The organism is Janthinobacterium pasteuri, assembly GCF_051380775.1.
Taxonomy (GTDB): domain Bacteria; phylum Pseudomonadota; class Gammaproteobacteria; order Burkholderiales; family Burkholderiaceae_D; genus Janthinobacterium.
In genome coordinates, this window is record NZ_JBNYXS010000002.1 from 43,257 (window position 1) to 55,732 (window position 12,476).

A 12,476-nucleotide genomic window follows, 5' to 3' on the forward strand; every position below is an offset into this window, starting at 1 on the left:
GGGCGCCATGTGTATGCATGGCGCCTGTTTGCATACATCGTGACGGAGCGCCGCCCTTGCTACGCAGGGGTGGCGCCGCAATAACAAAATAAACGGAGTTTTACATGGCACAAATCGAAGTCAAAGTTCCCCAGTTGTCGGAATCGGTAGCAGAAGCGACCCTGCTCGCATGGCACAAGAAAGTCGGCGAGCCAGTCGCGCGCGACGAAAACATGATCGATATCGAAACCGATAAAGTAGTGCTGGAACTGCCGGCGCCTGCCGCTGGCGTGATCGTGCAAATCATCAAGGCTGACGGCGCCACCGTCGTCGCCGGCGAAGTCATCGCCATCATCGATACCGACGGCTCGGCCAAGGTCAGCCCGATGGAAGTGTCCGCTGTTCCTGCGCCAGCCCTGGCTGCCGCCGCGCAAGACGCTGCTACCGCTTCGGCACCAGCCGCTGCCACCAAAGGCGATGTCGCCATGCCTGCCGCTGCCAAGATCCTGTCCGAAAAAGGCCTGTCCGCTGGCGACGTCGCCGGTTCCGGCAAAGATGGCCGCGTGACCAAGGGCGACGCCCTGGCCGCTTCCGCCAAGCCAGCTGTCGCGCCACTGGCGCCAGCCGCTGCCAAGCCAGCGCTGCAGCAAGTTGCCACGCCATCGGCTGCCAGCCTGGGCGACCGTCCGGAAGAGCGCGTGCCGATGAGCCGCCTGCGCGCACGTATCGCCGAGCGCCTGCTGCAATCGCAATCGACGAACGCCATCCTGACCACGTTCAATGAAGTGAACATGCAGCCGGTCATCGACCTGCGCAACAAGTACAAGGACAAGTTCGAGAAAGAGCACGGCGTCAAGCTGGGCTTCATGTCCTTCTTCGTAAAGGCCGCCGTCGCTGCCCTGAAAAAATACCCGATCATCAATGCCTCCGTTGATGGCAACGACATCGTCTACCACGGCTACTTCGACATCGGCATCGCTGTCGGTTCGCCACGCGGCCTGGTCGTGCCTATCATCCGCAATGCGGACCAGCTGTCGATCGCCGACATCGAGAAAAAAATCGGTGAATTCGGCGCGAAAGCCAAGGAAGGCAAGCTGACCCTGGACGACCTGACGGGCGGCACGTTCTCGATCTCGAACGGCGGCACCTTCGGCTCCATGCTGTCGACCCCGATCATCAACCCGCCGCAATCGGCCATCCTGGGCGTGCATGCGACCAAGGACCGCGCCGTTGTCGAAAACGGCCAGATCGTGGTGCGTCCGATGAACTACCTGGCCATGTCCTACGACCACCGCATCATCGACGGCCGCGAAGCCGTCCTGGGCCTGGTGGCGATGAAAGAAGCGCTGGAAGATCCTGCACGCCTGTTGCTGGACCTGTAAGCACCGTAGTCCCCCGGCGTCGCCGCCGGGGCAATGTAGCTGATAACCCTTGCCAGAAGACGCAGCTGGCTGATCTCAATGAAAGAGGATTCCTATGAACGTCTCTGAAGAAATCAAGCGTCTGCACGAGTTGCACCTGGCGGGCGCCCTGAGCGACGCGGAATTCGCGCAAGCGAAAGCCAAGCTCCTGAGCAATATCAACCTGGACAAATCGGACAGTCCATCCGACTCCGGTCCGGCGAACGACCTGGTGCAGGAATTCAACCGCCTGCGCCGCTCGCGCAACGACCGCTGGCTCGGTGGCGTCTGCGGCGGCCTGGGCCGCGCTTCCGGCATGGAAGCATGGATCTGGCGCCTCGTCTTCGTCCTGTTTACATTGACCTTCGGCTTCGGCGTGGTGATTTACCTTCTATTGTGGATTTTCGTACCAGACGAAGAGATTGGAATAACAAAACATGAGTACTAAACAATTTGACGTAGTTGTCATCGGTGCGGGCCCTGGCGGCTACATCGCCGCCATCCGCGCAGCCCAGCTGGGCTTTTCCGTCGCCTGCGTCGACGAGTGGTCGAACGCCAAGGGCGGCGCCGCTCCTGGCGGTACCTGCACCAACGTCGGCTGCATCCCCTCGAAAGCGCTGCTGCAATCGTCCGAGCATTTCGAACACGCGGGCCACAGCTTCGCCGAGCACGGCATCGACGTCGCCGGCCTGAAGCTGAACCTGGGCCAGATGCTCAAGCGCAAAGACACCGTCGTCAAGCAAAACAACGACGGCATCCTGTACCTGTTCAAGAAGAACAAGATCGCCTTCTTCCACGGCCGCGCCGCTTTCGCTGCCGCCGCCGCTGGCACGTATGACATCAGCGTGACGGGCGAAGCCAACGAAACCTTGACGGCCAAGCACGTGGTCATCGCCACGGGTTCGAACGCACGCGAACTGCCGGGCGCACCATTCGACGAGAAACTGATCCTGTCGAACACGGGCGCACTGGCCATCGACGCCGTACCAGCCAAGCTGGGCGTCATCGGTGCCGGCGTGATCGGCCTGGAAATGGGTAGCGTCTGGCGCCGCCTGGGTTCCGACGTCACCGTGCTGGAAGGCCTGCCGGTCTTCCTGGGCGCCGTCGACGAACAGATCGCCAAGGAAGCGTCGAAGCTGTTCACCAAGCAAGGCTTGAAGATCAACCTCGGTTGCAAGATCGGTGCGATCACGCCAGGCAAGAAAGACGTCACCGTGGAATTCGTGGACGCCAAGGGCGAAGCGCAAAAAGCCGTGTTCGACAAACTGATCATCTCGATCGGCCGTACGCCGAATACGAATGGCCTGGGTGCTGACAAAGTCGGCCTGCAGCTCGACGAACGCGGCTTCATCGCCGTCGACGGCGATTGCAAGACCAACCTGCCGAACGTATGGGCAGTGGGCGACGTTGTGCGCGGCCCGATGCTGGCGCACAAGGCGGAAGAAGAAGGCGTTGCCGTGGCCGAGCGCATCGCCGGCCAGCATGGTCACACCAACTTCAACACGATTCCGTGGGTGATCTACACCTCGCCGGAAATCGCGTGGGTTGGCAAGACCGAGCAAACCCTGAAGGCGGAAGGCATCGCCTACAAGGCAGGCACCTTCCCGTTCATGGCCAACGGCCGTGCGCGCGCATTGGGCGACACTTCGGGCATGGTGAAATTCCTGGCCGATGCGACCACCGATGAAATCCTCGGCGTGCACATCGTCGGCCCGATGGCATCCGAACTGATTTCCGAAGCCGTCGTGGCGATGGAATTCAAGGCCTCGGCCGAAGACATCGCGCGCATCTGCCACGCTCACCCATCCCTGTCGGAAGCGACCAAGGAAGCGGCACTGGCGGTTGACAAGCGCACGTTGAACTTTTAATTGTAGTTAGTCCTACAGGGGCGCTCGCGGATTTTTTCCGCCGGCGCCCTTGTGCGTTAAAGCGAATCCCATGAACGTAGAAGAGTTTTACCAGCACGCGTTGCAGAAGCGTGATTTCAAGGCCGATGCCGCCCAGCGGCGCGCGGTCGACCGCCTGCAGCTGTGCTATGACGAGTGGGTGGCCTACAAGGGCCAGCGTTCGAGTACCTTCAAGCGCCTGGTCAACCGTCCCGCCGTGCCGAAAGGCGTGTACATGTGGGGTGGGGTGGGGCGTGGCAAATCGTTCCTGATGGACAGTTTTTATTCTGTCGTGCCCCTGGTGCGCAAGACGCGCTTGCACTTTCACGAATTCATGCGCGGCGTGCACCAGCAGCTCGATGAATTGAAAGGCGTGGCCGATCCGCTCGACGAGGTCGCCAAGCGCATCGCCAAGAAATACCGTTTGATCTGCTTCGATGAATTCCACGTCTCCGACATCGCCGACGCGATGATCCTGTACAACCTGCTGTCGGCCCTGTTCGCCAATGGCGTGTCTTTCATCATGACCTCGAATTACGATCCGGACCTGCTGTATCCGGATGGCCTGCACCGCGACCGCATGCTGCCGACCATCGCCCTGCTGAAGGAGAAGCTCGACGTGATGAACGTCGACGCGGGTGTCGATTACCGGGGCCGCGCGCTGGAGCAGGTGGAAAGTTACTATACGCCACTGGGCGCCGCCACCGACAAGGCCCTGCGCGACGCCTATGCGCGCATCGCCGAGACGGCCGACGAAGACGCACGCATCCGCATCGAGAGCCGCGAAATCCATTGCCTGCGCCGCGCGGGCGGCATTATCTGGTTCGATTTCGCCACCCTGTGCGGCGGCCCCCGTTCGCAAAATGATTACCTGGAAATCGCCAGCCGCTTCCATACGGTGGTATTGTCCGGCATACCGGCCATGTCGGCGGCGCAGTCGTCCGAAGCGCGCCGCTTCACCTGGCTGATCGACGTGTTTTACGACCAGAAGGTCAAGCTGATCATGTCGGCCGAAGTGGCGCCCGAGCAGCTGTACACGAACGGCATGCTGGCCAACGAGTTTCACCGTACCGTTTCGCGTATCATCGAGATGCAATCGCGCGAATACATGGAAAAAGAACAGCGCGGCGCGGCCGACGCGATCGTTTGAGGCAGGGATCATGAATATGATGGCAAATACACTATACAAGTTGGGAGCGGCGCTGGGGCTGGTCCTGGCATTGTCCGCCTGTGCGCACCAGGGTGCCGCTGCATTGGATGAGGTCGGCGCGCCGCAGTTGCCCGCCACCCTGTCCGTGGAAGAGGCGGACGCCAAGCTGAAGCAGTCAGCCAGCGAGCGCGAGGCGGCGGAAAATGAGTTTGCCGCGCGCGAACTGGAGTGCTACGACAAGTTTTTCGTGAATAACTGCCTGGACAAGGCCAAGGAAAAGCGCCGCCTGATCCTGGTGCGCCTGCGCGCCGTCGACGCGGAGGCGAACTACTTCAAGCGCGCCGAGTCCGTGCGCCTGCGCGATATCGACCTGGCCAGGACGCAGGAAGATGCGCGTCTCGACGCCGAGCAGCGGGCTGCGGCCATGCCCAAGCCTGTGAAGGTCGTCGCGCCCGAGCCGGCGCCGCCCAAGCCGGCAGGCAAGAGTGTTGCCGAGCGTGAGGCTGAGCAAGCGGCGAAGGTGGCAAAAAAGGCTGCCGCCGACGCCGCCGAAGCGCCGCGCCGCGCGGCCCGCGAGGCAGACTATGCGCGCAAGCAGGCTGACGCCGTGGCGCGCCAGAAACGCGTGGCGCAACGCCTGGCCGAGCGCCAGGCCGAAGCGCAGGCCAAGGCGGCTGCGGCAGCTGCCAGCACGCCGGCCGTTGCTGTACCGGTGCCGCCTGCCAAATAAGGCCGCCATGCAGGGGGCATGCCGGAAATGGCGTGCCCTAAGGCGCGCGGCAGGTTAAACTACACACTTGCCGGTGATGCCGGCGCCGATGGCTGTCTGCGTACGCTGCGCGCGCCGGTTTAACAACACTGTTACCAACACTGCCTGGAACGCAACACATGAGCGATGCACAGCATATAGAGCGGCGCCTGATTGAACTCAACGTGGAGCACCGTGACCTCGATGCTGTCATCGAGTTGCTGATACTCGATGGTCATCATGACGAGCTGCAACTGCGCCGCCTGAAAAAGCGCAAATTGCAATTGAAGGATCACATCACCTTGCTGAAAATGCAGTTGGTGCCCGATGTTCCCGCCTGAGGGGCGCCAGTAGCGTCCAGTCCAGCCTTCACCTAAGTATATTTTGACCGATCACAATTTATTGCCCGCAAGCCCAGATGGCCAGCCTGCCGATCTGCACACCAGTCTGCCGGCCGAGGTCCAGGCCGCTCCTGGCAAGCACGATGCCGACATCGAGCGCCTGTTTGGCGCCGGCGGCCCGCTCGGTCCCGCCGTGGGCAGCTACAAGCCGCGCCGTTCGCAAACGGAAATGGCCAAGGCCATCGCCCATGCTATCGACAGCCAGACCACCCTGATCGCCGAGGCGGGCACGGGCACGGGTAAAACCTTCGCCTACCTGGTGCCGGCCCTGATGTGGGGGGGCAAGACCATTGTTTCCACCGGCACGAAGAACTTGCAGGACCAGCTATTCTTGCGCGATATCCCCACCGTGCGCGCCGCGTTGCAGGCGCCCGTCTCCGTGGCCTTGCTGAAAGGGCGCTCGAACTACGTCTGTCACTATCACCTGGAACGCACCCTGCAGAACGGGCGCATGACGTCGCGCGACGACGTGGGGCATTTGCGCGAAATCTCGCGCTTCATCAAGATGACCAGCTCGGGCGACAAGGCCGAACTGGCCAAGGTGCCGGAAAACGCCATGATCTGGAACCTGGTGACGTCCACGCGCGACACCTGCATGGGCGCCGAGTGCCAGTATTACCAGGATTGCTTCGTCATGAAGGCCCGCAAGGAAGCCCAGCAGGCCGACGTGGTGGTGGTCAACCACCATTTGTTCTTTGCCGACGTGGCCCTGAAGGATACGGGCGTGGCTGAATTGCTGCCATCGGCCAACACCATCATCTTCGATGAAGCGCACCAGCTGCCCGATACGGCCACTTTGTTCTTTGGTAACACGGTGTCCACGTCGCAAATCCTGGAACTGTGCCGCGACGTGCTGGCCGAGGGCCTGGCGCATGCGCGCGGCATCGACTGGGCCAAGACCGTCACGGTGGTGGAAAAGGCGGCGCGCGACCTGCGCCTGACCTTCCCGCAGGATATCGTGCGCTTGTCGCTGCCGCAAATCGCCCCGTCGAGCGACTTTTTCCCCGCGCTCGACACCCTCAAGGATGAGCTCGACGGTATGGTGGCCGTGCTGGAAACCCAGGCGGAACGGGCGGAAACCCTGGAGCAGTGCCGCGTGCGCGGCGTCGAACTGGCGCAGCAGCTGAGCGGCTGGAAGTTCGATCCGAAGGCGAAGGTGGCGGCAGGCGAAGAAGCCGTGTTCTGGGTGGAAGCGTTTTCCAGCTCCTTGCAATTGCATAAAACGCCATTGTCGATCGCGCCGATTTTCAACAATCAGCGCGAAGGCACGCCGCGCAGCTGGATTTTCACTTCCGCAACCCTGGCCGTGAAGAACGATTTCAAGCATTTTTCCGAACAGATGGGCTTGACGGGCGAACCGTCGCATACCTGGCCGAGTCCCTTCGACTATGGCCAGCAGGGCTTGCTGTTCGTGCCGCAAAATCTGCCGCAACCGAATTCACTGGGCTACACGGATGCCGTGATCGACTGCGCCTTGCCCATCATCGAGGCGGCGGGCGGGCGCACCTTCTTCCTGTGCACCACCCTGCGCGCCGTCAAGCGCGCGGCCGAGCGCCTGGCCGACGAATTCAAGCAGCGGGGCCTGAACTTCCCCCTGTTCGTGCAGGGCGACAAGGGCCGCACGGAATTGCTCGACCAGTTCCGCGCCGCCGGCAACGGCGTGCTGATCGGCAGCCAGAGTTTCTGGGAAGGCGTCGACGTGCGCGGCGATGCGCTCTCTCTGGTGATCATCGACAAGCTGCCGTTCGCGCCGCCCGACGATCCCGTGCTGGCCGCGCGCATCGAAGTGATGGAAAAGCAGGGCAAGAACGGTTTCATGCACCACTCGCTGCCGGAAGCCATCATCAACCTGAAGCAGGGCGCGGGTCGGCTGATCCGCGACGAGGGCGACCGGGGCGTGCTGATGATCTGCGATCCACGCCTCATTTCCAAGCCGTACGGCAAGCGCATCTGGCAAAGCCTGCCACCGTTCAAGCGCACGCGCGATACCGCCGAAGTGGTGGAGTTCTTCCGCAACCTGGCCGTCAAGGGCGCTTAAGTCTTGTTCGCCGGCGCCATCCGCGCGCCGGCTTATTTCCCTTTCTTATCAAGCGAGTAGCGTTTTTTGCGCGGTACCGTCTTGCGCGCCTGGCATGCCAGAAGGCGGCGTGATCGCGCCATTTTCTGGCATTGTGCGCATGCCGAGGACGCCAGGCACATCTTTGCGCCAGCGCAAACTGAGCTGTTGCCGGGCGGTCTACAGTGAGCCCATGCCTTGCAGTATCAAGGCGCGGCGATGGCAGGCCGCACAGGGAACAGGGGGATGCCATGGAGATCCGCTACGGCTGTTTCTTGAGCTACGCGCACGGCCAATATGCGTTCATGAACAAGTTCAAGAATGATCTCATCGAGGCGCTGGCTTGCTATCTGGAACCGCACCTGGACCGCGAGGAAGTGCTGTTCATCGACAGCGAGCAACTGGGCGGCGGCGACGATATTGACCTGCGCGTGGCGCGCGCCATGTGCCAGAGCGTCTGCATGATCGTGCTGTACACGCCCAAATATGAAGCGCACGGCTACACGCGGCGTGAATTTGCCGCCATGCAGCTGATCGAGCAGGAGCGGCGCGCCTGGTATCAACTGCCCAGCCACCTGATCATCCCCATCATCATGACGCGCCATCCGGACGGCTTGCCGACGCAAATCACGGAGTCGGGCCTGTACGTCGATTTTTCCGGCTATACGCTGGCCAGCGGCGACCTGAAGTCGAATCCGCAATACCTGCCCGATATCGAACGCATCGTGCAGCGCATTGCCACGCATTACCAATTGCTCAAGCGGTCGACACCGCCCGGCCACGATTGCAGCCGTTTCGTGTTGCCCGCTATCCCGCCGGAATGGCGCGCCATTCCGCCTCCCCACTTTCCCCGTTAATTACGTAAAAGGTCCCGTCATGGAATGCCAACGCCTCTCCCTGCCACCTTTGAGCGCCCCAGGCGAAGTCGTCACCTTCTATTCCTACAAGGGCGGTACCGGCCGCACCATGGCCCTCTCGAACATCGCCGTTCTGCTGGCGCGGCGCGAAAACGCCAGCGTGCCCGTGCTGATGCTGGACTGGGACATGGAGGCGCCGGGCCTGCACCATTATTTCGAGCAGCACGAGGAACGACCGGGCGTGCTCGAGTTTTTCGAGGCGTGCCGCCAGCAGATCGAGCGCATCAGCCTGGAGACGGTGGGCGCGCGCGCCAGCGGGACTGGTACGGGCCGCGCGGATGCGGCGCTGGCGCAGCGCGTGCTCGACGCCATCGACTGGCAGCAGTACGTGGTGCGCGTCGACCAGGGCAGTCCGCTGTACCTGATGCGCGCGGGACGCTTCGATGCCAGCTACAGCGAGCGCCTGGCGCAGATGCGCTGGGACCAGTTGTTTGACACCTGCCCGGCCCTGTTTCGCTGCTTCGCCGATACCCTGGCCCGGCATTTCCGCTACGTGCTGGTCGATTCGCGCACGGGCCGCACGGACAGCGCCGGCATCTGTACCACCTTGCTGCCGAGAAAGCTGGTGGTGGTCTTCACGCCGAACCGGCAAAGCCTGGAAGGCGTCGATGCGCTCGTCACGCGGGCCATCGAGTACCGCCGCAGCCATGAAGACGAACAGCGTCCGCTGCTCGTGTATCCCTTGCCCTCGCGCATAGAAATGGGCGACGGCGCGCAGCGCGCCGAGTGGCGCCGCGGCGACGCGCACAAGGGCATCGCCGGCTTCCAACCCCTGTTCGAGCGCCTGCTGCGCACCTCCTACGGTTTGCCGCAGATTGCCCTCGACAGCTATTTCGACGAAGTCCAGCTGCAGCAGACGAAAACCTTTGCCTATGGCGAGCAGCTGGCCGTGCGCATCGACCAGGGCGGCGACCGATTTTCCCTCACGCGTACCTTCGAAGCCTTCCTGCACTGGCTGACGGGCGGCTATTTTCCATGGCAATCGAGCCGTGAAATCGCCTTGCTGGGCGCCATCGGCGAAGCGCGACAGGCCTTGCTGCTCGACCCGGGCCGCGCCGTGGCCCTGCCGCTGGCGCGTGACCTGGCCCGCCTGGGCGAGCTGTACCGCAAGGACGGGCGCAGCGCGCAGGCCCTCGATGCCTTCCGTCAGAGCGTCGAGATCCGCGTGCGCCTGCTGGGCGAGGAACATCCCGACAGCCTGGCGTGCAAGAGCGGCATGGCGCGCCTGCTGCGCCAGCTGGGCAAGCTCGATGAAGCCCGCTTTCTGGAAGAGCACGTGCTCGACGTGCGCGAGCGGGTACTGGGCAGCGAGCATCCCGATACCCTGGCCGCCCGGGCCTGTCTGGCGCAAACCCTGTTGCTGCAAGGAGAGCTGGCGGCGGCGCTGCTGATGCAGGATACCGTGCTGGCAACTTACGCGCACCAGCTGGGCGGCGAGCATCCGCTGACCCTGGAGGCGATGGATGGCCGCGCCGCCACCTTGCTGCGCATGGGCCGGCTGGCGCAGGCGCAGCAAGTGCTGGGCACGGTGGTAGGGGCGCGCGAGCGCCTGTTTGGTGCCGAGCATGGCGACACCTTGCGCAGCAAGCTGGCCCTGGCGCAGGCGCTGGGGCACGAAGGCAATCTGGAAGGCGCGCGGCGTCTGTTCGTTGCCGTGCTGCAGGCACAGGAGCGGCGCCTGGGCAACGACCATGCCGCTACCCTGGCCACACGCGACTTGCTGGCCGATATCGTGGCCGGGCAGGGCGACTGGGCCGGCGCGCGCCAGCTGCACGAAGACCAGGTGGCGGCGCGCCTGCTGGAAGACGCGGTGCTCAGCGGCAGCGACCAGCTGTTGAATTCGCCCGTCACGGGGCTTGCGGACAGCGTGCTGGACGGTGCCCGGCATTTGCAGGAAACCATCCTGGCTGGCCGCGCCAACGGGCACGAAGGGGCCGAACCGGACACCCTGGCCAGCATGATCTTGATGTTGCAAGGCATGATAGAGCGCGAACAGTATCCGCAGGCGGGCGAACTGGCGGAACATTTGAAGTCCTGCCTGCTTTGCCCGGGGGTGCCAGGCAAGTTGCGCAGGCGCGGCATGGCGCAGCTGAAAAAAATGTATAAATTGCAAGGCGATCTGCATGCTTTGCTTGCCTTGCACGAGGATGAAGTGCAGGCGCTGGAAGGGGCCTTGTCGGAGGCGCGCATCGGGCAGCGCTGACGCCGTGCGCCATGGCCGCGCGGCGGCACAAATAATGCTGACTATCAGCGTGCGGTACGCCCAGTGTTGGCATTGCTTCGGGTAAAATCTGCTTATGAGAATCCTTATCAGTAACGACGACGGTTACCTGGCGCCTGGCTTGGCAGCCCTGGCCGACGCGCTCGCGCCCATTGCCGACATCGTCGTGGTGGCGCCCGACAGCAATCGTTCGGGCGCATCCAATTCGCTGTCCCTGGACCGGCCCCTGTCCGTGCACAAGGCTGCCAACGGCTTTTATTTTGTCAATGGCACGCCCACCGACTGCGTGCATGTGGCGCTGACGGGCATGCTCATCGAGCGCCCCGACCTGGTGGTCTCCGGCATCAACAACGGTCCCAACATGGGCGACGACACCCTGTATTCAGGCACCGTGGCGGCCGCCACGGAAGGTTATCTGTTCGGCATTCCCGCCATCGCCTTTTCCCAGTCGCAGTTTGGCTGGGCCAACCTGGACGCGGCCGCCCGCGTGGCCAGGGAAATCGTCGAGCGCCAGTTTGACGCCCTGCAGAAACCGTATTTGCTGAATGTGAATATCCCCGCCATCCCTTACGCGCAAATGCAAGGCATGGTGGCCACGCGCCTGGGCAAGCGCCATTCGGCCGAGCCCGTAATCCGCGCCCTCGATCCCCGTGGCCGTGAAATTTTCTGGATCGGTCCTGCCGGTGCCGCCAAGGAAGGTGGTCCGGGCACGGACTTCCATGCCGTTGAACATGGACAAGTATCGATCACGCCGCTGCAGATCGACCTGACACATACCACCGAACTCGATGCACTGGCAAAAGGCCTGGCATGACTGATAAGCCGCGTACCTTCCCCCTTTCCCTCGATTCGCTGGCCGGCAAGCCTGCCAGGCAGGGCGGGGGGCAGTCGCTGGCGCAGTCGCGCATCGCCACGCCGCAGACGGCGACGCAAAATGCAGCGCAAAATGCGGCCAAGGGAGGCGCGCACTACCATGGTGCGACGCTGCCCATCGCGCCATCGCGCGCGCAGGCCATCGCCAATGAGCGGGCGCAGCCGGCCGTGGTGTCGCCGCCGCGGCAAAACCCGCTCGTCTCGGACGCCGTGCGCCGGGCCATGGTGGCGCGCGTGGCGAAACAGGGCGTCAAGGACCAGATGGTGCTCGATGCCATGCAAGCCGTGCCGCGCCATTTGTTCATGGACGAGGCGCTGGCGTCGCAGGCGTATATCGATGCCTCCTTGCCCATCGGCCACCACCAGACCATTTCGCAGCCGTACATCGTGGCGCGCATGATCGAAGTGATGCGCCAGGGCGGCAGCTTGCAGCGCGTGCTGGAAATCGGCACCGGCTGCGGCTACCAGGCGGCAGTGCTGTCGCTGGTGGCGAAAGAGGTGTTTTCGATCGAGCGCATCCGGCCTTTGCACGAGCTGGCGAAGGCCAATCTGCGTCCGCTGCGCGTGTCAAATCTGCGCTTGCAGTACGGAGATGGTATGCTTGGCCTGCCGCAGGCGGCGCCCTTCGACGGGATCATCCTTGCCGCAGCCGGCCTGGAAGTCCCGCAAGCCTTGCTGGAACAGCTGGCGCCCGGCGGGCGTCTGGTTGCGCCGGTGGGAGCTAAATTGCAACACTTACAGCTCATTACCCGGGTGGGGAAAATGGAATGGACCAGCCAAACCCTGGAAGATTGCCATTTCGTGCCTTTGCGGCCGGGCACCATATGATCCCCGGATCAGCTAGC

At 63.2% G+C, this 12,476-nt stretch carries 11 protein-coding genes; all 11 read left to right on the forward strand.

The features are described 5' to 3' along the window. The first annotated feature begins 104 nt into the window (after positions 1 to 104). The 11 genes from odhB to ACQ4WN_RS02595 all read left to right on the forward strand — a co-directional run bounded on the left by odhB (position 105) and on the right by ACQ4WN_RS02595 (position 12,459). Positions 105 to 1,361 (forward strand): 2-oxoglutarate dehydrogenase complex dihydrolipoyllysine-residue succinyltransferase, encoded by a 1,257-nt coding sequence (odhB, locus tag ACQ4WN_RS02545; protein ID WP_436507388.1) that lies wholly within the window; start codon positions 105 to 107, stop codon positions 1,359 to 1,361. A gap of 94 nt (positions 1,362 to 1,455) precedes the next feature. Continuing rightward, the gene (locus ACQ4WN_RS02550) at positions 1,456 to 1,827 is read left to right on the forward strand and encodes a PspC domain-containing protein (RefSeq protein WP_436550131.1); all 372 of its coding nucleotides are present in this window, start codon (positions 1,456 to 1,458) and stop codon (positions 1,825 to 1,827) included. After that, a complete protein-coding gene (gene lpdA / locus ACQ4WN_RS02555; RefSeq protein ID WP_034752057.1) occupies positions 1,817 to 3,247 on the forward strand; it encodes a dihydrolipoyl dehydrogenase in 1,431 nt (476 codons plus the stop codon). Before ACQ4WN_RS02550 ends, lpdA begins: the two co-directional genes overlap by 11 nt. A 70-nt stretch (positions 3,248 to 3,317) precedes the next feature. After that, positions 3,318 to 4,415 (forward strand): cell division protein ZapE, encoded by a 1,098-nt coding sequence (gene zapE, locus ACQ4WN_RS02560; RefSeq protein ID WP_436550132.1) that lies wholly within the window; start codon positions 3,318 to 3,320, stop codon positions 4,413 to 4,415. A gap of 10 nt (positions 4,416 to 4,425) precedes the next feature. Beyond that, a complete protein-coding gene (locus ACQ4WN_RS02565) occupies positions 4,426 to 5,145 on the forward strand; it encodes a hypothetical protein (protein WP_436550133.1) in 720 nt (239 codons plus the stop codon). Between the two features lie 158 nt (positions 5,146 to 5,303). Beyond that, on the forward strand, positions 5,304 to 5,504 hold the full coding sequence (locus tag ACQ4WN_RS02570; RefSeq protein ID WP_010399897.1) for a YdcH family protein: 201 nt from the start codon (positions 5,304 to 5,306) through the stop codon (positions 5,502 to 5,504). A 43-nt stretch (positions 5,505 to 5,547) separates the two neighbouring features. Then, positions 5,548 to 7,602 carry a DNA repair helicase YoaA gene (gene yoaA / locus ACQ4WN_RS02575; protein WP_436550134.1) on the forward strand — a complete coding sequence of 685 codons (2,055 nt, stop codon included), beginning with the start codon at positions 5,548 to 5,550 and terminating at the stop codon, positions 7,600 to 7,602. A 269-nt stretch (positions 7,603 to 7,871) separates the two neighbouring features. Further along, entirely contained in the window at positions 7,872 to 8,477 is a 606-nt protein-coding gene (locus ACQ4WN_RS02580) for a toll/interleukin-1 receptor domain-containing protein (protein WP_436550135.1), read from the forward strand. Positions 8,478 to 8,496: 19 nt separating this feature from the next. Further along, the gene (locus ACQ4WN_RS02585) at positions 8,497 to 10,740 is read left to right on the forward strand and encodes a KGGVGR-motif variant AAA ATPase (protein WP_436550136.1); all 2,244 of its coding nucleotides are present in this window, start codon (positions 8,497 to 8,499) and stop codon (positions 10,738 to 10,740) included. A gap of 94 nt (positions 10,741 to 10,834) precedes the next feature. Further along, positions 10,835 to 11,572, forward strand: coding sequence for a 5'/3'-nucleotidase SurE (surE, locus tag ACQ4WN_RS02590; protein ID WP_436550137.1), 738 nt, complete (start codon positions 10,835 to 10,837; stop codon positions 11,570 to 11,572). Continuing rightward, positions 11,569 to 12,459 (forward strand): protein-L-isoaspartate(D-aspartate) O-methyltransferase, encoded by an 891-nt coding sequence (locus ACQ4WN_RS02595; protein WP_436550138.1) that lies wholly within the window; start codon positions 11,569 to 11,571, stop codon positions 12,457 to 12,459. The genes surE and ACQ4WN_RS02595 overlap by 4 nt, the downstream gene beginning before the upstream one ends. The last annotated feature ends 17 nt before the right edge of the window (positions 12,460 to 12,476 follow it).

Bases quoted from the DNA above. Each gene is read 5' to 3' on its own strand.
- odhB (WP_436507388.1), top strand. From the start codon at position 105: ATGGCACAAATCGAAGTCAAAGTTCCCCAGTTGTCGGAATCGGTAGCA.
- ACQ4WN_RS02550 (WP_436550131.1), top strand. From the start codon at position 1,456: ATGAACGTCTCTGAAGAAATCAAGCGTCTGCACGAGTTGCACCTGGCG.
- lpdA (WP_034752057.1), top strand. From the start codon at position 1,817: ATGAGTACTAAACAATTTGACGTAGTTGTCATCGGTGCGGGCCCTGGC.
- zapE (WP_436550132.1), top strand. From the start codon at position 3,318: ATGAACGTAGAAGAGTTTTACCAGCACGCGTTGCAGAAGCGTGATTTC.
- ACQ4WN_RS02565 (WP_436550133.1), top strand. From the start codon at position 4,426: ATGAATATGATGGCAAATACACTATACAAGTTGGGAGCGGCGCTGGGG.
- ACQ4WN_RS02570 (WP_010399897.1), top strand. From the start codon at position 5,304: ATGAGCGATGCACAGCATATAGAGCGGCGCCTGATTGAACTCAACGTG.
- ACQ4WN_RS02580 (WP_436550135.1), top strand. From the start codon at position 7,872: ATGGAGATCCGCTACGGCTGTTTCTTGAGCTACGCGCACGGCCAATAT.
- ACQ4WN_RS02585 (WP_436550136.1), top strand. From the start codon at position 8,497: ATGGAATGCCAACGCCTCTCCCTGCCACCTTTGAGCGCCCCAGGCGAA.
- surE (WP_436550137.1), top strand. From the start codon at position 10,835: ATGAGAATCCTTATCAGTAACGACGACGGTTACCTGGCGCCTGGCTTG.
- ACQ4WN_RS02595 (WP_436550138.1), top strand. From the start codon at position 11,569: ATGACTGATAAGCCGCGTACCTTCCCCCTTTCCCTCGATTCGCTGGCC.